General features: G+C 62.0%; 10 protein-coding genes. 2 read left to right on the forward strand and 8 right to left on the reverse strand.

Annotated elements, in window-relative coordinates:
• The first annotated feature begins 477 nt into the window (after positions 1–477).
• Positions 478–15,114 carry a non-ribosomal peptide synthetase gene (locus M6G53_RS19785; protein ID WP_253333976.1) on the forward strand — a complete coding sequence of 4,879 codons (14,637 nt, stop codon included), beginning with the start codon at positions 478–480 and terminating at the stop codon, positions 15,112–15,114.
• 47 nt (positions 15,115–15,161) lie between these two features.
• Here M6G53_RS19785 and M6G53_RS19790 read toward each other — a convergent pair whose 3' ends face one another.
• The 3 genes from M6G53_RS19790 to lpxO form a co-directional block, all read right to left on the reverse strand.
• Positions 15,162–15,860 (reverse strand): CTP synthase C-terminal region-related (seleno)protein, encoded by a 699-nt coding sequence (locus M6G53_RS19790; protein ID WP_253333978.1) that lies wholly within the window; start codon positions 15,858–15,860, stop codon positions 15,162–15,164.
• 116 nt (positions 15,861–15,976) lie between these two features.
• A complete protein-coding gene (gene lpxP / locus M6G53_RS19795; protein ID WP_253333980.1) occupies positions 15,977–16,897 on the reverse strand; it encodes a kdo(2)-lipid IV(A) palmitoleoyltransferase in 921 nt (306 codons plus the stop codon).
• A gap of 301 nt (positions 16,898–17,198) precedes the next feature.
• Positions 17,199–18,104 carry a lipid A hydroxylase LpxO gene (gene lpxO, locus M6G53_RS19800; RefSeq protein WP_253333988.1) on the reverse strand — a complete coding sequence of 302 codons (906 nt, stop codon included), beginning with the start codon at positions 18,102–18,104 and terminating at the stop codon, positions 17,199–17,201.
• 247 nt (positions 18,105–18,351) lie between these two features.
• Between lpxO and M6G53_RS19805 the strand changes: the two genes are divergently transcribed.
• Positions 18,352–18,693 (forward strand): KPN_00521 family repetitive protein, encoded by a 342-nt coding sequence (locus M6G53_RS19805; protein WP_253333982.1) that lies wholly within the window; start codon positions 18,352–18,354, stop codon positions 18,691–18,693.
• Positions 18,694–18,820: 127 nt separating this feature from the next.
• On the opposite strand, the gene fis is transcribed toward M6G53_RS19805, so the two are convergent.
• The 5 genes from fis to M6G53_RS19830 all read right to left on the reverse strand — a co-directional run bounded on the left by fis (position 18,821) and on the right by M6G53_RS19830 (position 23,068).
• On the reverse strand, positions 18,821–19,117 hold the full coding sequence (gene fis, locus M6G53_RS19810; RefSeq protein ID WP_000462905.1) for a DNA-binding transcriptional regulator Fis: 297 nt from the start codon (positions 19,115–19,117) through the stop codon (positions 18,821–18,823).
• Positions 19,099–20,103 (reverse strand): tRNA dihydrouridine synthase DusB, encoded by a 1,005-nt coding sequence (gene dusB / locus M6G53_RS19815; RefSeq protein ID WP_004936856.1) that lies wholly within the window; start codon positions 20,101–20,103, stop codon positions 19,099–19,101. Before dusB ends, fis begins: the two co-directional genes overlap by 19 nt.
• Before the next feature lie 394 nt (positions 20,104–20,497).
• Positions 20,498–21,379: a 50S ribosomal protein L11 methyltransferase gene (prmA, locus tag M6G53_RS19820; protein ID WP_033636181.1), complete on the reverse strand. Its 882-nt coding sequence runs from the start codon at positions 21,377–21,379 to the stop codon at positions 20,498–20,500.
• Positions 21,380–21,390: 11 nt separating this feature from the next.
• Entirely contained in the window at positions 21,391–22,836 is a 1,446-nt protein-coding gene (panF, locus tag M6G53_RS19825) for a sodium/pantothenate symporter (protein ID WP_253333984.1), read from the reverse strand.
• Positions 22,826–23,068, reverse strand: a complete 243-nt coding sequence (locus M6G53_RS19830; protein WP_004936865.1) for a YhdT family protein — start codon at positions 23,066–23,068, stop codon at positions 22,826–22,828. The genes panF and M6G53_RS19830 overlap by 11 nt, the downstream gene beginning before the upstream one ends.
• Positions 23,069–23,312: the final 244 nt, after the last annotated feature.

Consider the following 23,312-nt stretch of genomic DNA (forward strand, 5'->3'; position numbering starts at 1 on the left):
TGCGCTGCGGGCAAAATCGCCGATGATTTTAAATGACAATGAATTAATTAAATAATAAATTATTATCTTAAAAACAATAAAATATAACTTATTGATATGGAGGGGCTCTTATTGTAAGCATCACTGCACATTAACGAAATGAAATAATAAAAAATAAAATTGATTTCATTCTAATTATTTCCATTTAATGTGTGGTGAATACCTCGGTAATGCTTGGGTAATATCAGGGAAATAAAAGGGTCATTTATTCTCTTTCGCACGTTTCGCCAAAAAAATATCCTCTCCTATACTTCACAGCTCAGTAAATTGAGGCGCAGGGGGAAACTCTGGATTAGCCATTTCATCCTTTCCTAGTTGGGGGGAAACCCAACTTTTATACGGCTTTTTTATTCTGACTTTACCTGTCGGACGACCGGTTTTTGCCTAAATCCGGACGATCACTTTCATTAACTTAATGAAGACGTGCTAGAGAATATTATGAGCAAACAAACTGATGTGAAGAGTGGGGAATTCCGTGTAAGCGCTCAGGCTGCGGCGGAAAAGGTCGAACTGCATGAAATTACCACCGCTCAGCGCGAGCTGTGGCTCAGCGCCAGCATGTCTGATGGTTTGCCGTTTAATATGTGGGGATATGGCACGATAGAAGGGCCGCTGCAGGTGGCCCTGTTACGCCAGGCGATCGACGCGATCATTGAAGAAACGCCGGCCATGCAGGCCCGCTTCATCGAACAAGACGGTGAGCTTTATCAATACCGCGCGGGGCGTGCTCATGATCCGCTGACCTTGCATGATTTTAGCCACCATGCACAGCCAGAGCAGGCGGCGCAATGCTGGATGCGGCAAGATGCCGATCGCGTTATCTCTGCGCTGGAACATGATCTGTTCGCTTTTGCCGTGCTGACGTTGGCGCCGGGCCACTATATTCTCTATCGCCGTTTTCATCACATGTTGGCGGATGGACGCAGCGCGGAAGAGTTCATGCGTCGTATCGCATTGTATTATAATGCATTGGCCGAAAAAAAGACCATCCCTGAGTTCAGCAATTGCAGCTTCACCCGGATGTATGAGAACGACTTGCAGTACCGCGATTCTTCCCGCTTCGCCACCGACAAGCAATTCTGGCAAACCTACACGCTTGCCGCCCCTCACAGCCTCACTCGTCAGGAAAAACGGGTCCCTTATTCGGCCATGCAAATCAGCCGTCACACATTAAAAATAAATGAAATCGCAGTGATTGATCAGGGGGCGGAAAAGGCCGGTGTGCACCGTGCTCATATATTGGCTGCGGCCGTCGCATTATGTTTCTACAGTATTACTGGTCAGACCTTGTTGAATTTCAGCCTGCCGGTTACCGGGACACGAGAGCGAAATAGTTTTGGCATGACCGCGAATGTGGTGCCCCTGATTTTATCCATAAACCCTGAAAGTACCCTGGCTGATTTTTCACAGCAGATCGCGGCGGAAATAGCGAAAGTCGTTCGTCGGCAATTATATCGCGGTGAAGATATTCGCCGCGATCTCAGTACTATGAGTTCGTCCTGGTTCGGTCCCGCGATCAATATCGTTTCCTTCGATCACGGCGATCCGTTTTGGGGATGCAAGACTCGCTGGCACTACGGCGGCAATATTGCCGTCAGTGATATGCAAATTCTTTTTTATGAAGACCAACAGGCGCAAGAGCTGGATGTCATGTTTGCCGATGCGCCGCATGCCCATTCATTAAACCAGCTTGAGAGTTTGCAGCGGCGTTTCCAGTTTATTCTGCGGACGGTATGTGCGCGGCCTGAGGACAGCATTGCGCAATTAGTGCAGCAGGTTCATGCGCAGCCGGAGGCGGATGTCACCGGCAGTTTCTATGATCTCCGTCGTTTGCCGCCGGCTGCCGGCTTTATCCGCTGGGATCGTCCGGCCACTGAACTGGCGCGGCTCGCGACGTCACTCGGCCACCCAGCCAGCGACTGCCCGTTGAAAATCCTCTTGGCCGAACGCGCGCTGGGCGTCGGTCGCCTGGAAATGTTGCAAGAGGCCTGCGACGCCGCGCCCGGCACGTTGCTGAACATCGACGACGCGGGATGGGATATCGCCACGGCGGAAGGGGCGGTGCGAATCGGGGGGTGGTTTAACGCCGAAGGCGGGCTGCCGTCGGGGAGTGCACTGGCGCGTCTTTATGGGCTAAGGGAAGGCGATCGGCTGTTATTGATTGGATCCGCGCAGGCGAAACAGCTGGAAGAGATGCAGATGACAGGGGGGCGTTATGCGGCCTTCTGGCAACCGCGGCTGGCGCAGTTTTCCCCTGCGGTGTTCCCGGTAGCCTGGCAGCGCGAGGTGCATCCGTCATGGCGGACTACGGCTTGGCAGCACGCCGGCAAGGTCGATGTGGCGACGGTGTTGACCGGGCTGGCACTGTATCTTGGCTTGATGGGGGGCGAAAGCGATTTCCAACTTGGCTGGCTGAACGCGACAGACGCCACCGACGGTGCGCCAGGCCCGGTTTGGACGCTGCCGCTGCAGATTTCGCTGGATCCGTCGTTGGGTTTCGCCGAGGCGCAGGCGCAGATGCGGCGCGAATGGGAACAGGTGCGCACGCGGCAGGCATACCATCCCGCCTTGTTGGGGTTGGATGCGCGCCCACGGGCTTGGTCAACCACGGTGGCGCTGTTGCGCCATTGTACCGAGCCAGGATTTGACGAGTCGCAGGAAGGGAGTGCGGCGGTGAAACTCTCCGGTGCCAGAGCGGTATTGCAAATCTGTGAAAGCAACGGCGCTTTCCGGTGGGTGTACGACCACGCCAGGGTGGGGGATGAGCAGATGTTGCGCGCCTCGCAACATCTTCTGCAGCTGATTCAGCAGGCAGCGGCTGCGCCGAATGCGCCGGTACGGGCCGATCGTCTGCTGAGTTCGGCTGAGCGTGAACTGCTGCTTAACCTGCGCAACCGGACTCAGCGCGCTTTCCCGCCGGTGGCAAACGTGGCGGCCCTGTTTGAAGCGCAGGTACGGCGTGCGCCGACAGCGCTGGCGCTGTCTCAAGGCGATACGCAACTGAGCTACGCGGAATTAAACGTGCGCGCCAACCGGCTGGCGCATCACCTGGTGGCGCATGGCGTAGGGCCGGAAAGCCGCGTAGCGGTCTGCGCCGCGCGCAGCCCGGAAATGATCGTTGCGCTGCTGGCGATCCTCAAAGCCGGCGGGGCCTATGTACCGCTGGATCCGGCTTACCCGGCCGAACGCCTGCACTATATCGTGCAGGACTGTGCCCCGGCGCTGCTGTTGGCGGATAGCGTCGGCCGTACCGCGCTGGGGGAGATAACGGCGCCGTTGCTGGCCCTGGAAGACGCGTTGCCGTCGCAGGATCACGATCTCTCGCCGCGCGCGCGGCCTGAACATCTGGCTTATGTGGTTTACACCTCCGGCTCGACCGGTAAACCGAAAGGGGTCATGGTGGAGCAGGCGCATCTGATCAACCTGATTATGTGGCACTGCGAAGCGACCGGTCTGCAGGCCGGCGAACGTACCTCCAGCATGGCCGGTTTGGGCTTCGATGCCAGCGTTTGGGAGATTTGGCCGACGCTGACGCAGGGGGCGACGCTGCTGTTGCCGCCGCCTGAGGCAACGGGCAATGGTGAAGCGCTGTTGCAATGGTGGCGCGGCAGCGATGTGCAGGTGGCGTTTATGGTGACGCCGTTGGCGGAGATTGCGCTGACGGGCGAGATGCCCGCCGACCTGCGGATGCTGTTGATCGGCGGCGACAGCATTCGCCGCTGGCCGCTGCACACGCCACCAGGGCTGACGATTTTGAACAACTATGGGCCGACGGAGACGACCGTGGTCGCGACCTCGGGCGAACCGGATGTCGGCACGGCGATGCCGACCATCGGGCGGCCGATCGCCAACGGCCGGGCGTACTTGCTGGATGAATATGGTCAGCCGGTGCTTTTGGGTGCCGTCGGTGAGTTGTATATCGGCGGCGCACAGGTGGCGCGCGGTTATCTGAACCTGCCTGAACTGACGGCAGAACGTTTCCTTGCCGATCCTTTCGCGCCGGGCGGGCGCATGTACCGCACCGGTGATTTGGCGCGTTATATGCCGGACGGCAGTCTGGAATACCTGGGCCGCAACGATCTGCAGGTGAAAATTCGCGGCTTCCGCATCGAATGCGGCGAAATCGAGTCGCAGCTGGTCATGCATGCGGCCGTGCGCGACGCGGTGGTGGATGCGCTCACCGACGCCGAAGGCGACAAACGCCTGGTGGCCTGGGTGGTGCCTCAGCCGGAAGCGCAGCGCGAGACGCTGGCGCAGACGTTGCGTCGTGAGCTGGCGGCAGCGCTGCCGGACTATATGGTGCCGGCTGCCTTTGTCTGGCTGGAGGCTCTTCCGCTGTCGCCGAACGGCAAGCTGGACCGTCGCGCACTGCCGGTGCCGGATACCGCCATGCGTGAAGATTACGTCGAGCCGCAGGGGGAAACCGAAACGTTGCTGGCGGGCATCTGGTGCGAGCTGTTGGGCGTGGCGCGCGTAGGGCGCCACGACAACTTCTTCGAACTGGGCGGCCATTCGCTGCTGGCGGTGAAGCTGATGGCGCAGCTGCGTCGCGTCGGACTGAGCGCCGGGGTGCAAACGCTGTTCACCGCGCCGACCCTCTCGTTGCTGGCGCAAGCGCTGGGCGCGCGACAGGATGTGCAGGTTCCGGCCAACGGCATTCAGGCGGACAGCGAGCGCATCACGCCGGACATGCTGCCGCTGGCGACGCTGAGCCAGCCGGAGATCGACGCGGTGGTGGCGCAGGTGCCGGGCGGTGTCGCCAACGTGCAGGATATCTACGCGTTGTCGCCGTTGCAGGAAGGGATCCTGTTCCACCATCTGCTGGCGGAGCGGGGCGATCCGTACCAGCTTTCCGCCGTGCTGCGCTTCGACAGCCGGGCGCGTTTCGACGGCTGGCTGGCGGCGATGCAGCAGGTGATCGACCGTCATGACATTCTGCGCACCGCCTTCATCACGCAGGGCGTGGCTGCCCCGGTCCAGGTGGTGTGGCGTAAGGCCGAACCGGCGTTGTGCGAACGGCGCATCGATCCTGCCGAGGGGCCGGTCTGGGAACAGCTGGCGGCCGGTTTTGACCCGCTGCAGCAGCGGCCGGATCTGACCCGGGCGCCGCTGCTGAGCTTTACGGTGGCGCAGGAGGAGGACGGCAGCTGCAGCGTGCTGCAGCAGTGGCACCATCTGATCGGCGACCACTCGACGCTGGCGGTGATGCAGGAGGAAATCAACCTGATCCTGGCGGGACGTCAGGATGAATTGGCCAAGGCGCCGCCGTTCCGCAACGCGGTGGCGCAGGCGCGGCTGGGGGTGAGTGAAGCGGAGCATGAGCGCTTCTTCCGCGAGATGCTGGCGGATATTGATGAGCCGGTGTTGCCGTTTGGCCTGAGCGACGTGCATGGCGAGGGGCGTGATATCTCGACGGCGCATCTGGCGCTGCCGCAGACGCTCAATCTGCAACTGCGGCGGCAGGCGCGGCGGCTGGGCGTGAGTCTGGCCAGCCTGTGCCACCTGGCGTGGGCGCAGGTGCTGGCGCGCGCCAGCGGGCGCGAAGCCGTGGTGTTCGGCACGGTGTTGCTGGGGCGGATGGAGTCGGGCGAAGGCGCCGAACGGGCGCTGGGGCTGTTTATCAACACCCTGCCGCTGCGGCTGAACATCGATGATGCCGGCGTGGAGACGGCGGTGCTGCAGGCGCATGCGCGCCTGAGCGGGCTGCTGGCCCACGAGCACGCCTCGCTGGCGCTGGCGCAGCGATGCAGCGGCGTGAGCAACGGCGTACCGCTGTTCAGCGCGCTGCTGAACTACCGTCACAACGACGGGGAAGGGGTGGCGCTGCCGGACGGGATTAGCCTGATCGATGCGGATGAACGCACCAACTACCCGTTCGTGCTGTCGGTGGACGACGGCATGGACTCGCTGGCGCTGACGGCGCAGGTTATCGGGCCGATCGACGCCGCGCGGGTGTGCGGCTACATGCAGCAGGCGCTGATGGCGCTGGTGAAGGCGCTGGAGTACACGCCGGAGATGCCGGTGCGCGAGCTGTCTGTCCTGCCGGACGACGAATACGCGATGCTGATCAACGGCTGGAACGCCGCCGCGCAGGATGCGGCGCCGCCTGCCAGCCTGGTGGCGCTGTTTGAAGCGCAGGTGCGGCGGACGCCGGATGCGGTGGCGCTGGTTTGCGGCGACGCCGCGCTGAGCTACGCCGAGCTGAATGCGCGCGCCAACCGGCTGGCGCATGCGCTGATTGAACGCGGCGTCGGGCCGGACTCGCACGTGGCGCTGTGCGCCGAGCGCAGCCTGAACATGGTGACGGGGCTGCTCGGTATCCTCAAGGCCGGCGGCGCTTATGTGCCGTTGGATCCGGCCTACACGGGCGAGCGTCTGCACTACATTCTGCAGGATGCCGAGCCGGTGCTGCTGCTGGCGGACGCCGCCGGCCGCGCCGCGCTGGGCGAACCGGCGGTGCCGCTGCTGGCGCTGGACGAAGCGTTGCCGGCGGCGCTGAATGCCGACAACCCGGCGCCGCGCGCGCAGCCGGGCCATCTGGCGTATGTGATTTACACCTCCGGCTCGACCGGTAAACCGAAGGGGGTGATGGTGGAGCACCGCCAGGTGGCGCGGCTGTTCAGCGCGACGCAGGCGTGGTTCGACTTCACCGCCGCCGACCGCTGGTGCCTGTTCCACTCCTTTGCCTTCGACTTCTCGGTCTGGGAGATCTGGGGCGCCTGGCTGTACGGCGGGCAGCTGTTCATCGTGCCGCAGGAGACGGCGCGCTCGGCGCCGGACTTCTATGATTTCGTCTGCCGTCACGGCATCACGGTGCTGAACCAGACGCCGAGCGCCTTCAAGGCCTTTATCCAGGCGCAGGCGGGCAGCGAGGCGCGCCAGCGGCTGCGCTATATCGTGTTTGGCGGGGAAATGCTCAATCCTGCCGATCTCGCGCCGTGGTTTGGCCGTCCCGAGAACCGGCAGACGCAGTTGATCAACATGTACGGCATCACCGAGACCACGGTGCACGTGACCTACCGGCCGTTGTCGGCGCAGGATGCGGCGCTCGGCGCCAGCCCGATCGGGCGCCGTATCCCGGATCTGCGGCTGTATCTGCTGGGGGCGGACGGCGAGCCGGTGCCGCTGGGGGCGGTGGGCGAACTGTACGTGGGGGGCGAAGGGGTGGCGCGGGGTTACCTGAACCGGCCGACCCTGACGGCGGAACGTTTCCTGGACGATCCCTTCAGCCGGACGCCGGGGGCGCGGATGTACCGCACCGGCGATCTGGCGCGCTACCGGCCGGACGGCGAGCTGGAGTACCTGGGGCGCAACGACCAGCAGGTGAAAATCCGCGGTTTCCGCATCGAATGCGGCGAGGTGGAAGCGCAGCTGAGCGCCGATCCGCGCGTGCGGAGCGTGGCGGTGGACGCCCTGGATGACGGCCACGGCGGCAAGCGCCTGGTGGCGTGGGTGGTACCGGCGCCGGAGGCCGACCGTGAGACGCTGGCGAGCGGGTTGCGGCAGCATCTGCAGGCCCGCCTGCCGGATTATATGGTGCCGGCGGCCTACGTGTGGCTGGAGGCGCTGCCGCTGACCGGCAACGGCAAGCTGGACAAGCGCGCGCTGCCGGCGCCGCAGGTCGACGCCTATGTCCGCGAAGCGTACGCGGCACCGCAGGGTGAGGTGGAAAGCCTGCTGGCGAGCCTCTGGAGCGACCTGCTGGATGTGGCGAGGGTCGGTCGCCACGACAACTTCTTCGAGCTGGGGGGCCATTCGCTGATGGCGGTGCGCCTGGCCAACCGGCTGCAACAGGCCGGGTGGCATCTGCCGCTGCAGGCGCTGTTCAGCGGGCCGGTGCTGCATGTTCTGGCGCAGGCGTTGGAAACTGCGCCGACGCAGGCGCACTTGCCGATGCAACCGGTCGCGCGTGATGGCGAATTGCCGCTGTCGTTCGCCCAGCAGCGCCTGTGGTTCCTGACGCAGCTGGAAGGGATGAGCGAAACCTACCATATCCCGCTGGCGCTGCGCCTGCGTGGGCGGTTGGATCGCCAGGCGTTGCAGCAGAGCCTGGATGTGCTCTATGCCCGTCATGAAGCGTTGCGCAGCCGGTTCGTCACCAGGGACGATCGGCCGCAAGTGCAGATTTTACCGGCAACCGGGTTGCCGCTTGCTTTCCACGATCTGCATCTTCATCCCGCACAGGCCGGGGCATTGTGCCGAGAAGCGGCTGCCCAACCCTTCGATCTGACGCAGGGGCCTCTGGTGCGCGCCGCGCTGATCCGCCTGGCGGATGACGAGCACCTGTTCCTGCTCACCTGTCACCACATCGTCTCCGACGGTTGGTCGACCGGCATTCTGCTGCGCGAGCTGGGGACGTTGTACGGCGCCTTCCGCCGTGGCGAAGCCGATCCGCTGCCGCCGCTGACCTTGCAATACCCGGATTATGCCGCCTGGCAACGGCGCTACCTGACGCCGGAACGGCTGTCGGCGCAGGCGCAATACTGGCGCGAAAGGCTGAGCGGGGCGCCGGCGCTGTTGACGCTGCCGACCGATCGTCCGCGTCCGGCGGTGCAGTCCTTCAGCGGCGCAGAGGTGCCGATCGTCATCGACGCCGAGCTGACGCAGGCGCTGCGGCAGTTCAGCCGCCGGCACGGCGGTACGCTGTTCATGACGGTACTGGCGGCCTGGAGCCTGGTGCTGGCGCGCATGGCCGGGCAGCAGGAGCTGGTGATCGGCACGCCGGAGGCCAACCGCGGCCGGCTGGAGACCGAGTCGCTGATCGGCTTCTTCGTCAACACGTTGGCGCTGCGGATTGACCTCAGCGACGATCCGGATCTGGCGACGCTGATCGCGCGGATCCGTCACACGGTGTTGGCGGCGCAGGAGAACCGCGATCTGCCGTTCGAGCAGGTGGTGGAGTTGGTGAATCCGCCGCGCCATCTGGGCTATACCCCACTGTTCCAGGTGATGCTGGCCTGGCAGGACGGCTCGGTGCACGATATTCCGTTGCCGGGGCTGCAGGTTGAGCTGGCCGGCTTGGAATACAGCGCGGCGAAGTTCGATCTGACGCTCGATTTGGCCGATATCGGTGAACAGATCAGCGGTACGCTGAACTTCGCCACGGCGCTGTTTGACCGCGCCACCGCCGAACGTTACGGCGTTTACCTGGTGCAGGCGCTGCGGGCGATGGCGCGCGATGAGCAGCGGCCGGTCTCTCACCTCGATCTGTTGCCGGCAGCCGAGCGCGAGCATCTGCTACAGGATTGGAATCGTACCGAACGGGATTATCCGTTGGATCAGACGTTGGCGGCGCTGTTCGAACAGCAGGTGCATCGCACGCCGGATGCCACCGCGCTGGTCAGCGGTGGGGCGAGCCTGAGCTACGCAGAGTTGAACATTCGCGCCAACCGGTTGGCGCATGCCTTGATCGCCCGTGGCGTTGGCCCGGACAGCAGGGTGGCGGTTTGTGCCGAACGCAGCCTGAATATGGTGACGGCACTACTTGGCATTCTCAAGGCTGGCGGCGCCTATGTCCCGTTGGATCCGGCTTACCCTGGTGAACGCCTGCAATACATTCTGCAGGATGCCGATCCGGTGCTGCTGTTGGTGGACGCTGCCGGCCGCGCAGCGTTGGGCGAACATTCGACGCCGCAGCTGGCGTTGTACGAGGCGCTGCCGGACGATCTCGGCACCGACAATCCGCCGCCGCGCGCGCAGGCGTCGCACCTGGCGTATGTCATTTATACCTCGGGTTCGACCGGCAAACCGAAGGGGGCGATGAACGAACACCGCGGGGTGGTTAACCGGCTGGTGTGGATGCAGGAGGCCTACGATCTGACGGCGGCGGACACGGTGTTGCAGAAAACGCCGTTCGGTTTCGACGTCTCGGTGTGGGAGTTCTTCTGGCCGCTGATGATCGGTGCGCGTTTGGTGATGGCGAAGCCGGAAGGGCATAAGGATCCGGACTACCTGAGTAGGGCGATTGCGCAGTACGGCGTCACCACGCTGCACTTTGTGCCGTCGATGCTGCAAAGCTTCCTGGCGGATGGGCAGGCGGCGACGCGTTGTCACTCCGTGGTGCGGGTGATGTGCAGCGGGGAAGCGCTGCCGGCGACGCTGGTATCGGAGTTTTACCGTCAGTTGCCGCAGGCGGAATTACACAATCTGTATGGGCCGACGGAGGCGGCGGTGGACGTCACCGCCTGGCACTGTTCGCGGGAGGCGGGACGAGTGTCGGTACCGATCGGGCGGCCGATCGCCAACACGCGTATCTACCTGCTGGATGCGAATGGGCAGCCGGTGCCGCTCGGGGCGGTGGGCGAGCTGTATATCGGCGGGGTGCAGGTGGCGCGCGGATATCTGAATCGGCCGGATCTGACGGCGGAGCGTTTCCTGAGCGATCCGTTTGCGCCGGGCGGACGGATGTACCGCACCGGCGACGTGGCGCGTTATCTGTCAAACGGCGACATCGAGTACCTGGGGCGCAACGACCAGCAGGTGAAAATCCGCGGTTTCCGCATCGAGTGCGGCGAAATCGAGGCGGCGCTTGCGACGCACCCGGCGGTACGCGAGGCGGTGGTGGATGCGCGCGCGGTGGGGGACGACAAGCGTCTGGTGGCGTGGATCGTTCCGGCGGCGGAGGGAGAGGAAGAAACGCTGGCGGGCGTGTTGCGGCAGCACCTGAGCGCAGCGCTGCCGGACTATATGGTACCGGCGGCCTGGGTCGTGGTGGCGGCGTTGCCGCTGTCGCCGAACGGCAAGCTGGATCGCCGTGCGCTGCCGGAGCCGCAAGGGGCGCAGAGCAAGGCGGTGTACGAAGCGCCGCAGGGCGAGCGAGAAACGCTGCTGGCCCAGATTTGGCGGGAGTTGCTGGGGGTTGAGCGCGTTGGGCGCCACGACAACTTCTTCGAACTGGGCGGCCATTCGCTGCTGGCGGTGAAGCTGATGGCGCAGCTGCGTCAGGCCGGGCTGTCGGCGAGCGTGCAGGCGCTGTTCTCCACGCCAACGCTGGCGACCCTGGCGCAAACGTTGGTGTCGCAGCATCGGATTCAGGTGCCGGAAAATCGGATTGCGTCGGACTGCCGCGCCATCACGCCGCAGATGCTGCCGCTGGCCGAGCTGACTCAGGCGGAGATCGATCGGGTTATCGCCGGTGTGGAAGGGGGCGTGGACAACGTACAGGATATCTATGTCCTGTCCCCGCTACAGGAGGGGATCCTGTTCCACCATCTGTTGGCGGAAGAAGGCGATCCCTACCTGCTGTCCGCCCTGCTGCGTTTCGACAGCCGGGCGCGTTTCGATGGCTGGCTGGCGGCGATGCAGCACGTGGTGGATCGTCACGATATTTTGCGCACGGCCTTTGTCGGCGCGGGCTTGTCAGAGCCGGTACAGGTCGTCTGGCGCCGGGCGCGTTTGGCCGTGACCGAGCTGACGTTGGATCCGGCCGAGGGCCCGCTCGACCGGCAGTTGGAAGCGCGTTTCGATCCGCGACGGACCCGTCAGGATCTGACCCGGGCGCCGCTGCTGTATTACGTCATCGCTGAAGAGCGTGACGGCAGCTGCTACGTGCTGCAGCAGTGGCACCATCTGATCGGCGATCACTCGACCCTGGCGATAATGGGGCAAGAGGTCAGCGCCATTCTGGCCGGGCGCGGCGACACGCTGGGCCGCGCGCAGCCATTCCGCAACGCGGTGGCGCAGGCGCGGCTGGGCGTGAGCGAAGCGGAGCATGAGCGCTTCTTCCGCGAGATGCTGGCGGATATCGATGAGCCGGTGTTGCCATTCGGGCTTGGTAACGTACACGGGGACGGTCAGCGCGCCAATACCGAACGGTTGCCGCTGTCTCCGGCGTTGAACGACGGCCTGCGGCGGCAGGCGCGGCGGCTGGGCGTCAGCCTGGCCAGCCTGTGCCACCTGGCGTGGGCACAGGTGCTGGCGCGCGCCAGCGGGCGCGAGGCCGTGGTGTTCGGCACGGTGTTGCTGGGGCGGATGGAGTCGGGCGAAGGCGCCGAACAGGCGCTGGGGCTGTTTATCAACACCCTGCCGCTGCGGCTGGATATGGACGGGCGCAGCGTTGAAGCGTCGGTGAAGCAGGCGCATGCGCACCTGAGCGGGCTGCTGGCCCACGAGCACGCCTCGCTGGCGCTGGCGCAGCGATGCAGCGGCGTGGGAGCCGGGGCGCCGCTGTTCAGCGCGCTGCTTAACTACCGGCATAACAGCGACGAGGACAGCGGTTTGCCGGCAGGGGTGATACTGCTGGATACGCAGGAACGCACCAACTATCCGTTCGTGCTGTCGGTAGAGGACGGTGGCGATTCGCTGGGCCTGACGGCGCAGGTCAGACACCCGATCGAGGCGCAGCGGGTGTGCGGCTACATGCAGCAGGCGCTGACTTCGTTGGCGCAGGCGCTGGAACAGGCGCCAAAAACAGCGGTAGGCGAACTGGAGGTGTTACCGGATGAAGAGTATAGGTTGCAGCTGTGTCGCTGGAACCAAACGGCTGAAGCCTACCCGGCGCAAGCGTGCGTGCATGAACTGTTCGAACAACAGGCGCAGTGCACACCGCAGGCTGTCGCGCTGATCCAGGATGAGCGGCAGCTCAGCTATGCGCAGCTGAATACGCGGGCCAACCGGCTGGCGCACCGGCTGATTGAGCACGGCGTTCAGCCAGGCGAGCGGGTGGCGGTGCGGCTGGCGCGCAGCGTCGAACTGGTTTGCGCTCAATTGGCAATCCTGAAAGCCGGTGCGGTGTATGTGCCGATCGATCCGCAACTGCCGGCCACACGTCAAACGTGGATCGTCAATGACAGCGGCGCGTGTCTGATGCTGGCAGAGGCCGCCGGCAATGAGGACATTCCGCTGATGTCGATCGAAGACAGGGAAGGCGAATCGGATAATCCGTCGCTGTCGCTGTCGAGCTGCGCGATGGCTTACATCATGTATACCTCCGGCTCAACCGGCACGCCAAAGGGGGTAATGACTCCGCACCAGGGGGTCACCCGTCTGGTACGCAACAACCGCTATGCCGCCTTTGGCAAGGACGATCGCGTGGCCTTTGCCGCCAACCCGGCGTTTGACGCCAGCACGATGGAGGTTTGGGCTGCTCTGCTGAACGGCGGTGCGGTGGTGGTGGTGGCACCGGAGGTGATGATGGAGGCGGAACGACTGGCCGCCGAGTTGCAGCACCGTCGTATCACGACGCTGTTCCTGACCACGGCGCTGTTCAATCAGTATGTGCATAGCATTAGCGGCGCGCTGGCACAGTTGAAATATCTGATCAGCGGCGGTGAGAAAGAAGATCCGGGCGCCTATGCGCGGCTGTTGCAAGAGCGGGGGCCGGTACAATTGATCCATGCCTATGGACCGACGGAGACGACCTCCTTCGCCACCACGGCGCGGATCGAGCGGGCGGACGGATGCGCGCGTTTGCCGATTGGCAAGCCGATCGGCAATACCCGCGCCTATCTGTTGGATGCCCGTGGACGTCCGGTGCCGGTGGGGGCGATAGGTGAGCTGTACATCGGCGGTGTGGGGGTGGCGTTGGGGTACCTGAACCGGCCTGAATTAACGGCACAGCGTTTCCTGCATGATCCCTTCAATCCTGCCGATGACAGCCGCATGTACCGCACCGGCGATCTGGCGCGTTATCTGCCGGACGGTAGCCTTGAGTACCAGGGGCGTTGCGATCAGCAGATCAAACTGCGTGGATTCCGCATCGAGCCGGGCGAGATAGAAGTGCAGCTGGCTGCGAGCCCGTGGGTGAGGGAAGCGGTGGTGGACGTGGTCGGTGAAGCGGACAAGAGACGCCTGGTCGCTTGGGCGGTGCCGGCGGTCGATGTCGATCGCGGCGCGCTGCAGGGGCGGCTGCGGGCTTATCTGGGAGAACGCTTGCCTGAGTATATGGTGCCGGCCACCTATATCTGGCTGGATACGATGCCGCTGACCGCCAACGGTAAGCTGGATAGACGGGCCTTGCCGGAACCGGAAAGATCGGTTGCCGCTGCCTGGGAATATGCGGCTCCGCAGAGCGAGAGCGAAACGGCGCTGGCACGGGTCTGGGGTGAGCTGCTTGAGGTTGAGCAGGTAGGACGCTATGACAACTTCTTCGAGTTGGGCGGCCATTCGTTGCTGGCGGTACGCCTCTCCAGTCAGTTGCGTCAGGTGGGTATCAACGTGCCGGTGCAGGCGGTCTTTAACCATCCTGTCTTGGCCGATTTGGCCGAACGGATAGATCGCCGCTCTGGAGATACCCCGCTGCGCAAAGCTGTTCCTGCCCGCAGCTATGGCGACCGACTGCCGTTGTTCTTCGTGCCGACCGGCTTTGGCGACCACTCCTACGTGTTTGAATTGGCGAAGGAGATCGACGAGGCGTTCCCGATCTATGCGGTACCATGGCCGGCGATGAGCGAGAAACCGGCGACCATGCATGAGATGGCTGCCGACGCCGTCGCGCTGATTCGGGATGTGCAGCCGCAGGGGCCATACCATCTGTCGGGATACTCTTCTGGCGGGGTGTTGGCTTATGCTATCGCCGAGCAGTTGCAATCGGCCGGCGAATCGGTCGCGTTTCTGGGGCTGATAGACACTCTGAGACCGATCGAAGCGATGCAGAACCCGGCACAGCTACTGCTGAATTGGGTGGAGTCAATGCATCCTCAGCTCTGCCGGCAGCTGGTTGAGCTGCCTCTGCCTGAGGCGGTCGCGGCCGTACAACGCGCCGGGATCAAGACGCATCACGCGGAAGTGGCCGACGAGGTGGCACTCTGGGAGCAGCGCCATCATTACGCCAAACTGGTTGAGGCAACGCAGGTACGGCCGGCGTCTGTGAAGATCCATCTGTTCAAGGCGAAACAGGAACAGACCTCTGTCAATACACCGAACGAACAATTCCAGGTGTACTGGCAGAAGATCAAGCAGACGGGGTATTGTCGTGAGGACGCGTCAGCGCTGGGATGGGAAATGTTGCTGCCGCCTTCGGACATCAGCGTCAGCCAGGTCAACGGCGACCATGTGTCGATGATGGAGCATCCGACCCACCGGCGCGAGCTGGGGCAGCATTTCAATCTGGTGTTGCGCGGTCTCGGACAGGCGTAAGCCGATGGGATGTCCGATGAAAAAGCCCTCGAAAGAGGGCTTTTTTTTTATCCGTTGGCGGCGGTTTTGACCAGTTCCACCACCAGCGGCGAAAGCTCGCCGCGCAGCGCGGCGCGCTCCGACTGGAACAGCGTGGCGACGTAAAAACGTCGGCCCGGCAGTTCGATGGCGCGCACGTCGCCTTCGGTGTCGTGGCCGCTGACGATCAGCGGGAAGCGTTGCAGATCGACGACGAATTCCGGATTGACGCCGAAGTTGCAGTGGTAGCCTTCATGGGTGTTCAGGCTGCCGTAGGCCCGTGCGACGCGGGTCTCGGGCTGAAAAACGATGTCGCCGGTTTTTTCCACCAGCGAGCAGCTCAGCGGAGCGATCACCAGCCGGCCGCCGCTGTCGGTTTCCGCGTGACCGGCGTCGTGCCAGCCCATTACGTTGCGGGCGTACTCGACGATCGCGTATTGAAAACCGCCGCAGGAGCCTAGGAACGGCACGTCGTTTTCCCGCGCATGGCGGATCGCCATAAAGGCGCCGTCGTCGTGACGATACGGGCTGCCCGGCACCACCCAGATGGCGTCGAAATCTTGCAGTACGTCGGGGGAGATCAGGGTTTCGGTCGGGAGCCACTGGGGCTGTACGTCGATGTCGAGGTGGAGGGCGGTGAGCTGGAGCGCCACGGGGATGGCCTGATGGGCCACGGCGTGCGAATTGTAATCACCGACCAGAGCAATGCGAACTTGGGCTTTCATCATTTCCTTTCCTGTGCGGGTAAAAAAGGAGATTACAGGAAAGCGGGCCGTTGAGCCGCCGCTTTTTGTCGGCGGCGCACAAAAAAGCCCGGCGTTGGCCGGGCTGGAAAAAAAGAGGCTCAGTACAGCGACGGCGCGCCGAGCGGGCGGGTTTTGAAGCGGCGATGCAGCCACAGATATTGTTCTGGCGCCCGCATGATCTCTTTCTCAATCACTTTGTTCATATAGGCCGCCGCCGCCTGTTCGTCGCTGAGCGGGTAGTCTTCCAGAGCCGGCTGAATCAGCAGGTCGTAACCGCGGCCGCCTTCGCGGCGGATCAGCACCACCGGCACCAGCGCCGGGTTGGCCATGCGGGCCAGCATAAAGGTGCCGCTGGTGGTCGCGGCCTGATCGACGGCGAACAGCGGAGCGAATACGCTGCCGCGCGGGCCGTAGTCCTGGTCCGGCGCGAACCACACCGCCTCGCCGCGCTTGAGCGCGTGCACCATGCCGCGCAGATCCTTACGATCGATCATCGCCTTGTTGGAACGCATGCGGCCCTTGGTCTGTGCCCACTCCATCGCCTTGTTGTTGTGCGGGCGGTACATCGCCATCATCGGCTGACACAGGCCCATGGCCCGGCCGCCCAGCTCCAGCGACATGAAGTGCACGCCGATCACCAGCACGCCGCGATCGTCACGCTGAGCCGTTTTGAGGTGATGGATGCCGGAGACGTTAAACCAGCGCTTGACGCGTTTATCCGACCAGAACCAGGCCATGCCGGTTTCCAGCAGGCCCATGCCGAGGGATTCGAAGTTGCCCACCACTTGGCGCTCGCGCTGCGCTTCGTCCATCTCGGGGAAGCACAGTTCGAGGTTGCGGCGGGTGATGGCGACGCGGCGTTTCAGAAAACGCATCGAGGTGCGCCCCATCCACACCCCCAACCGGTTGAGTTGCGGGTAGGGGAGCTGTACCAGCAGGAACAGCAGGGCCAGGCCGAACCAGGTTAGCCAGTAGCGCGGGTGCAGCAAGGCCAGGTGAAATGCTTTGGCTGATTTCATAGAAACTCGTTTTATACGTTAAAAAGGGGCAGCAAGCTGTAACGCATAAAGGTTCCACTCGATAGCGATACGACCACTCAGACACCCGGGCACGACCAGGGTTTAGTCGGGATTCCATAATTGACTAAACATTTACATTCGAAGGGCGGTTTGCGCTGCTATCAGGCTTCGGAGGGATAGCTGTTGGCCAGCGGAGGCGGCTCTAGGAATGCTTATGCTAGCACAGGGTATGGGGTGTGGCGGAAGAGGGGCATGCGAATATTCTTATTCGCGTTGCCCCTAAGTTGAAGATTGGCGCGTTTTATAGGCTGGGAATGATAATCGCGGCGAAGATTGCAGCGATCACCAGCCATTTCAGCAGGTAGTAACCGCGGCGGTTGCGCGCCTTCAGACGCTGGCCGGCGTCGCGCACCGCATTGACGTATTTGAAGATGCGGTTGATGCCGCCGGTGCGGTCCTGGTCGTCGTTCGGCGAGCTGGCCGCCGACATCAGCGTAGAGCCGACCCAGTGGTTGACCGCCTGCGCCCAGCGCCATTTCATCGGCCGCTCGACGTCGCAAAACAGAATGATGCGCGTCTGGTCGGTGGCGTTCTGCGCCCAGTGCACGTAGGTTTCGTCGAAGATCACCGCCTGGCCGTCGCGCCAGCTGTGTTGCTCGCCGTCCACCTCGATAAAGCAGCGATCGTCGTTGGGCGTCATCAGCCCCAGGTGGTAGCGCACCGAACCGGCGTAAGGATCGCGGTGTTTACCCAGATGGCTGCCGGGGGGCAGCTCGGCGAACATCGCCGCCTTGACCGACGGAATGCGGTTGAGCAGCTCAACGGTGTTTGGGCACAGCGTCTGTGCCGAAGGGTGACTGTCGCTGTACCATTTCAGATAGAAACGTTTCCAGCCGCGTTTGAAGAAGGTGTTGAAGCCGGCATCGTTGTGCGACTGCGCCTTTTTGATGTGATCCTGCAGGCGTACCGCTTCTTCGCGGATCACCTGCCAGTTGTCGGTCAGCGTCTGCAGCTCCGGGAAGCCTTTTTCGTCGAAATAGGGCTGTTTGGCGGGCAAACGGGAGAAACCGGTCATAAACATGTTGATCGGCCCCATAAAGGTGGAATGATCGAACAGTTGACGGGTCACCTTTTGTTTCTCTTTGCCGCGGGAGTGCGCGTAGAGGAAGCTGATGATAAAAATACCGATAATGATCGCGGCAACCATAGAATCCATCCCTGTTAGTGCTTGTTAAAAATTCGTACAAATTATAGTTTTGTGACAGGAAAAATTTAACGTTTTCGTGCTTTTTGACAGGAATTTTCACTAGCGGTATAAAAGAACGAGAAATCTATTTTTAATAAAATTTTATATCGATTTTTTTGTTTTTAGTCCTATTCTTAAATCGTTTGAGGGGCGTTTTATGCCATCTTATTCCATAACGAATGGCACGTATCTGAGAAAAGAGGAACTTATGAACAAATCAATCATTGCCTTGTCTGCACTGCTGCTCGCTTCCCCGGTGTTCGCCGCGGATACCGCGACCGACACCGCCGCCCACGCCAGCAACGAGGTCGTTGCCGAAGCGCACAAAGGGGCGGATACCGCCAAAGAAAAGCTGCACCAGTCTCAGGACAAGGGTGAAGAGCTGAAGCTGAAAGCCAAGCACGCCGCCGAAGGCAAGAGCGACAGCGTCGGCAGCAAAGTGAGTGAAGGCTCGCAAAAGGCCTGGCACTCCACCAAGCAGGGTACGGAGAAGGCTTGGGACAAAACCAAGCAAGGGGCGGAAAGCCTCAAGAATAAAGTGACCGAATAAGGTCTCCGCTTTACCCCAAGGGCCGCACTGCGGCCTTTTTTATTGCCTGCAAAACGAGCATGCCCCAAAAGAAAAAGGCGCCGCCTCTTGCAAGGTTGCGCCTTTTCAACACGTTAACTGACTAGTATCAGTTCATGCCGTATTTTTTCAGCTTCTTACGCAGCGTGCCGCGGTTGATGCCCATCATCAGGGCTGCGCGGGTCTGGTTGCCACGGGTGTATTGCATCACCATGTCCAACAGTGGCTGTTCAACTTCAGCCAGTACCAGCTCATACAGGTCATTTACGTCTTGACCGTTCAGTTGAGCAAAATAGTTCTTCAGTGCTTGTTTAACCGAGTCACGCAGAGGCTTTTGAGTCACCTGATCTTGTGAGTTAACGGTAGAAACGGTCAGTACGTCAGAATTTACGCGTTGTTCGAACATAGTTCTGTCAGCTCTTTTTTTACGCTAAGATTTTCGAAATATGCCTCCAACGCCTCCAGCTGTTCGCTGGCATCCTCTATGGCGTTGAATGTGCGCCGAAACTGGTCATTCGGAGCGTGTTCCTGGAGATACCAGGACACGTGCTTACGAGCAATCCGGAATCCCTTGCCTTGGCCATAGAAGCCGTGCAATTCCCGAATGTGCCCAATCAACAAGCGCTTCACCTCGCCAAGCGGCAGTGGCGGCAGCAGCTCCCCAGTGTCCAGATAATGCTGGATTTCCCGGAAGATCCAGGGTCTCCCCTGAGCAGCGCGGCCTATCATCAGGGCGTCGGCCCCGGTGTAGTCGAGCACTGCTCTGGCTTTATGCGGGTCAGTAATATCCCCATTCGCGATAATCGGAATGGAAACACTCTGCTTAACTGCCCGAATGCTGTCGTATTCCGCGTCGCCGTTAAACAGACAGGCGCGGGTTCGGCCGTGAATTGTCAGGGCCTGAATACCACAGTCTTCGGCCAGTTGGGCAATCTCTACACAGTTACGGTGCTCCGGCGCCCAGCCGGTGCGAATCTTCAGCGTTACCGGCACATCCACCGCGTCAACCACCGCGTGGAGGATCCGTTTTACCAGATCCGGGTACTGCAACAAGGCGGACCCGGCAAGCTTCCGGTTCACTTTTTTGGCAGGGCATCCCATATTGATGTCGATGATCTGCGCGCCGCTGGCCACGTTGATACGCGCGGCGGCGGCCATATCATCAGGATCGCATCCGGCAATCTGCACGGAACGGATCCCTGGTTCATCGCTATGCACCATACGCAGACGCGACTTATCCGTCCGCCACACCTCCGGGTTGGAGGAGAGCATTTCGGATACAGCCATCCCAGCACCCATTGCATGACAGAGGGTTCTGAACGGGCGATCTGTAATACCGGCCATCGGGGCCGCAATCAGGCAATTAGTAAGCTGGTGGTGTCCAATGCGCATAGACAAAGAGTGACCATACTGTGTCCGCAAGGGCGCGTATATTACGCATTTTTGCGTCGAGATGAAAGGCCAAACTTTAACCAATTGGCCAGATATTAGCACGAAAAATGCGCTAAGCGGCGATTCATAAAAATATTATATATATTTTACAACATGTTGAAGAAAAGCGCTTATTTTGTATGCGGCAAAATATTCGCCTTTACGCAGGATATTATCTGCATTTGCCCGCGTTTTTTGCCGAGATAGCCTGTCTGGAAGGCGCATTGTCAGGGCGATCCGTCGTTGAGCGGCGAAAAATTGCATAAAATTTTGTTTCGCCCACAGGCCGATCGCCAGGCAAAAAAAATCCACCGGCGCAGGGCCGGTGGATGAGCGGGGCAATAGGCCGTGACGCTTACTTGCGGCGGCCGGTGATGCGACACCACTCTTCACGCTCGGCGACCGGGTCGAGCGTGAACTTCTCTTCGTAGGCTTGCGCAACGCTGCTGGCCTGGCTGGCCAGCACGCCGGACAGCCCCAGATGACCACCGGCCTTCGGCAGGCAGCCGATCAGCGGCGCCAGCTCGCGCAGCGGGCCGGCGAGGATGTTGGCGACCACTACGTCAGCCAGCAGGTCTGCCGGCTGGTCTTTCGGCAGATACAGCTCCAGACGCTCTGAAACGCCGTTACGCTGCGCGTTGTCGCGGCTGGCCTGAATGGCCTGGGGATCGATGTCGATGCCGATAGCGCGCGCTGCACCCAGCTTCAGGGCGGCGATTGCCAGGATGCCGGAACCGCAACCGAAGTCGATAACGGTTTTGCCGGCCAGATCGAGTCCGTCCAGCCACTGCAGGCACAGCGCCGTGGTCGGGTGGGTGCCGGTGCCGAACGCCAGGCCCGGATCGAGCATCACGTTGACCGCGTCGGGATCCGGCACGTCACGCCAGCTCGGGCAGATCCACAAGCGCTCGCCGAAGCGCATCGGGTGGAAGTTGTCCATCCACTCGCGCTCCCAGTCCTTGTCTTCCAGCTGTTCTATCTTGTGACGGAAACCGGCGCCCAGCAGCGGGTGCTGTTCCAGCATCGCCACCACCTCGGCCATATCGGTTTCTGCGTCGTACAGGCCGATCACGTCGGTATCGCCCCACAGCAGGGTTTCACCCGGCAAGGGTTCGAACACCGGGTTGTCGTGGGTGTCCTGGAAGGTCACCGACACGGCGCCGCTTTCCACCAGCGCATCGCTCAGGTCTTCCGCCTGGCTGCCGGTGGTGTTCAGTTTGAGTTGGATCCAAGGCATAGCAAGTCTCTTCAAGAGGGTAATGATGACGCCGCCCGGCGCTTTTCGCCGACGACGTTACCGAGATAAAACGCCAACAGGCTGAGCAACAGCGAAGGCACGATAGGGTGCAGCCCCGCCGGCTGCAGGTTGAAGCTGGCCAATAGCGTATAGCATACCGCACCCGACACCATTGAGCTAAGCGCTCCCTGAGCATTGGCGCGTTCCCAATACAGGCCGAGCACCAGCGGCCACAGGAACACCGCCTCCAGCCCGCCGAAGGCCAGCAGGTTGAGCCAGATGATCATCTCCGGCGGCCGCCAGGCCGCCAGCAGCACCAACAGGCCGAGGACCAGCGTGGTCAGGCTGGAGAAGCGCTTGATCAACCGCTCGTTGTGGATCTGCTGCGGCCGCACGCCCAGGTAGAGATCCTTGATGATGGTGGCGGAGGATTGCAGCAGTTGGGCGTTGATGGTCGACATGATCGCCGCCATCGGCGCCGCCAAAAAGATCCCGGCGGCGTACGGCGGCAGCACGGTGATCATCAGCGTCGGGATCACCTGATCGGGGATCTTGAGATCCGGCAACACCGCGCGGCCGAGCGCGCCGGCCAGGTGCATGCCGAACATCAGCACCGCCACCACCACGGTGCCGAGCAGAATGCCGCGATGCACCGCCTTGCTGTCCTTGTAGGAGATACAGCGCACAGCGGTGTGCGGCAGGCCGATCACCCCAAAGCACACCAGGATCCAGAACGACGCCATAAACGGCAGGCTGAGGATCTGATCGCCGCCCTGCGGCGACACCAGCGCCGGATCGATCTGCTGCAGCTTGTGCACCGCGCTGTCCAGTCCGCCGGCGGCGTGGATCACCGCCACCAGCAGCAGCACGGTGCCGAGCAGCATCACCAGCCCCTGCATGGCGTCGTTCAGCACGCTGGCGCGGAAGCCGCCGAAGGCGGTGTACAGCGCGATGCTGATGCCGAAGATCAGCAGGCCGGTGTCGTAAGGAATGCCGGCGGCGGTCTCCAGCAGGCGGGCGCCGCCGATAAACTGCACCGTCATGGCACCGAGGAACGCCACCAGCAGGCTGAGGCTGGCCAGCCACACCAGCAGGCGGCTCTGGTAGCGGCCATACAGCATGTCATTGAGGGTGATGGCGTTATAGCGCCGCGCCAGAATGGCGAATTTTTTGCCCAGCACGCCGAGCGACAGCCACACCGCCGGCAGCTGGATCATCGCCAGCAGCACCCAGCCGAGGCCGTATTTGTAGGCGGCGCCGGGCCCGCCGATAAACGAGCTGGCGCTGATGTAGGTGGCGGTCAGGGTCATCGCCAGCACAAAGCCACCCATCGAGCGGTTGCCGAGGAAGTATTCGCTGAGGAAATTGCCGCTCTGGCGGCGGCGATAGGCGTATACCGACAGGCCGAATACCAGCAGCAGGTAGGCGACCAGCGGCAGGATCACTTCAGTTTGCATCGCGATCCTCCAGCGAAATGTCGCGGAACACCGTGCGCACCATCAGCCAGCACAGGCCGATGAACAGCAGCGGCACCAGCAGGCAGGCCATTTCGAACCAGTGCGGCAGGCCGGTGACGCCGATAGCGCTGTCCGGCAGGTAGGCCGCCAGCCCCCAGGCCAGCAGATAGAGCAGCGTCAGCCCCAGCGCCCAGCGCGCTTCGCGGTGCGCCTGAATAAAGCGTTTGTCCATCCGTGTCTCCCATAGGTTTACGGTGATGGATTCATCAAAGGTAGGGAATTTTACGGCATGATGGCGTTTTGCCAAGCCGTTACTGGCGGCAGCGCCAAAGAAAAAGGCCGGTGATTAACCTAATGCCGATCGTTTAAGAACACTTGAACGATCCACTCAGTAAGAGACAATCCGGATTCAGCCCTCTGATTCCGGATTTTTTTATGTCTGAACACGATATGGATTTCGTTGTTGATGTTTGCCC

The organism is Serratia nevei (genome assembly GCF_024160145.1).
Classification (GTDB): Bacteria; Pseudomonadota; Gammaproteobacteria; order Enterobacterales; family Enterobacteriaceae; genus Serratia; species Serratia nevei_A.

What these genes read in the sequence shown, in the direction of transcription:
- M6G53_RS19785 (WP_253333976.1), top strand. Translation starts at nt 478, where the DNA reads ATGAGCAAACAAACTGATGTGAAGAGTGGGGAATTCCGTGTAAGCGCT.
- M6G53_RS19790 (WP_253333978.1), bottom strand. Translation starts at nt 15,860, where the DNA reads ATGATGAAAGCCCAAGTTCGCATTGCTCTGGTCGGTGATTACAATTCG.
- lpxP (WP_253333980.1), bottom strand. Translation starts at nt 16,897, where the DNA reads ATGAAATCAGCCAAAGCATTTCACCTGGCCTTGCTGCACCCGCGCTAC.
- lpxO (WP_253333988.1), bottom strand. Translation starts at nt 18,104, where the DNA reads ATGGTTGCCGCGATCATTATCGGTATTTTTATCATCAGCTTCCTCTAC.
- M6G53_RS19805 (WP_253333982.1), top strand. Translation starts at nt 18,352, where the DNA reads ATGAACAAATCAATCATTGCCTTGTCTGCACTGCTGCTCGCTTCCCCG.
- fis (WP_000462905.1), bottom strand. Translation starts at nt 19,117, where the DNA reads ATGTTCGAACAACGCGTAAATTCTGACGTACTGACCGTTTCTACCGTT.
- dusB (WP_004936856.1), bottom strand. Translation starts at nt 20,103, where the DNA reads ATGCGCATTGGACACCACCAGCTTACTAATTGCCTGATTGCGGCCCCG.
- prmA (WP_033636181.1), bottom strand. Translation starts at nt 21,379, where the DNA reads ATGCCTTGGATCCAACTCAAACTGAACACCACCGGCAGCCAGGCGGAA.
- panF (WP_253333984.1), bottom strand. Translation starts at nt 22,836, where the DNA reads ATGCAAACTGAAGTGATCCTGCCGCTGGTCGCCTACCTGCTGCTGGTA.
- M6G53_RS19830 (WP_004936865.1), bottom strand. Translation starts at nt 23,068, where the DNA reads ATGGACAAACGCTTTATTCAGGCGCACCGCGAAGCGCGCTGGGCGCTG.